Genomic DNA, 1,974 nt, shown 5'->3' on the forward strand with positions numbered 1-1,974 from the left:
CGGTTCTGGCTCCGGTTCTGGCTCCGGTTCTGGCTCCGGTACTGGCTCCGGTTCTGGCTCCGGTTCTGGCTCCGGTTCTGGCTCCGGTTCTGGCTCCGGTTCTGGCTCCGGTTCTGGCTCAGGTACTGGCTCAGGTACTGGCTCAGGCTGAGACTCCTGCGCGGGCTCTGGCGGCGGAGGTTCGGATGCGACGATCTCGCCGCCTATCTGGTCTCGGTCTCCAAGCACAGGCGCACGGTATTCGACGAAACTCACCTGCATCGCCAGCGGTTCTGCCGGAGCGACTGGCGCGCTCTGTTGCCGCAAAGCCCAGAATCCCAAGGCCCCATGACCCGCACATGCCAGGAACAGCGCGACGGCGCTTTGCCGCCAATTGCGACAATTCGTGACTGCTGACTTCGTGCGCTGCTCAGGCGGTGGAATCATCATCGAACTTCAAAGGTTTTAACGACATGAGCAATTGCTTCGATCGGGCTGCGGAAACGGGCATGGGATCGCCTGCCCGTTTCCGTCGGCACTGGTTGCGCGGTACCCGGCACAACCAGCCCTTGCCTCAGTCGAAGCTGATGACGGCTTTCGCCCACAAAGTGCGACCCGGCTCATTCACGCGGGTGTCGGCGAGGATGCCGGGCACGTCGAAGCCGCCGCGAGACAGATGCTCGGCGTACTTGCGGTCAAAGAGGTTATCGATGCCGGCGGTCAGCTGAACCCGCTCGCCGGCGCGATAGCCGCCGTTGACCGACAGCACGCCAAAGCCCGAGCTCTTGCCTACGTCCTGCCCAGCGATGTTGCCCTTGCCTTGGTCAACCCGGTTTTGCGCTGCGACACCTCGCCATAGCGCGCCAGCCGACCAGGTGCCGTTGTTCCAGTTCAAGCCGATACGTGCTTCCAGCGGCGGAATCTGGGCCAACGCGGTGCCGTCGCTGCGGTTCTTGCCTCGCACGTAGGCGAGCGTCGCATCCGCCTGCCAGTTGACGGCGAAACGCCAGCCAACACCGGCCTCGAGACCCATGGTGCGCGCCTTGATGTTTCGGACCAGATTCGGATTACCGATCTTCCCGAACCTTGCGCCGGTGTCGAAGCTGTCGGTCAGGATGAAATCATCGATGTGGGCGTAGAAGGCCGAGAGCGCGGTCGAGATCGTGCCATCGTCATAGTTGAGGCCAACATCGATCTGTGTCGTCCTCTCGGGCTTCGTACGGAACGCACTGTTGGTCGTCTCGCTCTGCTTGCTGGCGGAGATGAGTTCCCAGTAATCAGGGAAGCGTTCGACGCGACCGATGCCGGCATAAACCGTGGCCGGCTTGGCGAGCAGATCACGCTCCCAGCGCGCGAAGCCACTGGTCAATGTGTCACTGCGCGAGGTCCCGGCGCTGACGAGCGGGGAGCCGTTCACGACGGTCGAAGCTGCACGCTTGTCGCTTGCTTGCCAGCGGTCTAGACGAAGACCGGCGATGATGCGATCCTGCTCGCCCCGATCGTGGTGCACTTCACCGAAAATGCCCTGCTGACGGAAGGTCGCATCTGTCACTCGTGGGGCGGCCTTGTACTGCGCCAGTGCATTCGCACCAACACCATTGCGAAGGGTGTGATCGTTGTTCTGAGCGTCGAAGCCGAGCTTGAACAGTGTGTTCTCGGTGGCCCGCAGGTCGGTGGCGACTCGCCCGCCCCAGGTCTTTCGGTCCGGGTTGTTGAGTCTTTGTTGCGCGGGATTCATCGGCGGTGTGCGCAACGAGAAGTTGTCCATCACATGATCGACATAGTTGTAGTAGATCTGCGCCGAGACCCGCTCCACGACCGGAGACAGGTTGTGCTTCTCGAAACGAAGGCCGACGTTCTCGCGGTCGAACTTCGTGCCGTCCATCATGCGGTCGGCGTAAGCCGCTTCGCCATCACTGCGTGCATAGGTCAGTTCGAGCACCGTGTCGTCATCCGGCGTCCAGCCCAGCGCGAGCGTGCCGCTCCAGCGTTTGT

2 protein-coding genes are annotated in these 1,974 nt (G+C 62.5%); one reads left to right on the forward strand and one right to left on the reverse strand.

Annotation, left to right across the window (positions count from 1 at the left end):
- Positions 1-396: hypothetical protein (locus GPA21_RS20735; protein WP_211163736.1), on the forward strand; the 396-nt coding region annotated here is incomplete at its 5' end.
- A 157-nt stretch (positions 397-553) separates the two neighbouring features.
- Here GPA21_RS20735 and GPA21_RS20075 read toward each other — a convergent pair.
- A partial coding sequence (locus GPA21_RS20075; RefSeq protein WP_168989830.1) for a TonB-dependent copper receptor occupies positions 554-1,974 on the reverse strand: 1,421 nt, incomplete at its 5' end.

This window comes from Azoarcus taiwanensis, assembly GCF_012910885.1.
GTDB classification, from domain to species: Bacteria; Pseudomonadota; Gammaproteobacteria; order Burkholderiales; family Rhodocyclaceae; genus Azoarcus_F; species Azoarcus_F taiwanensis.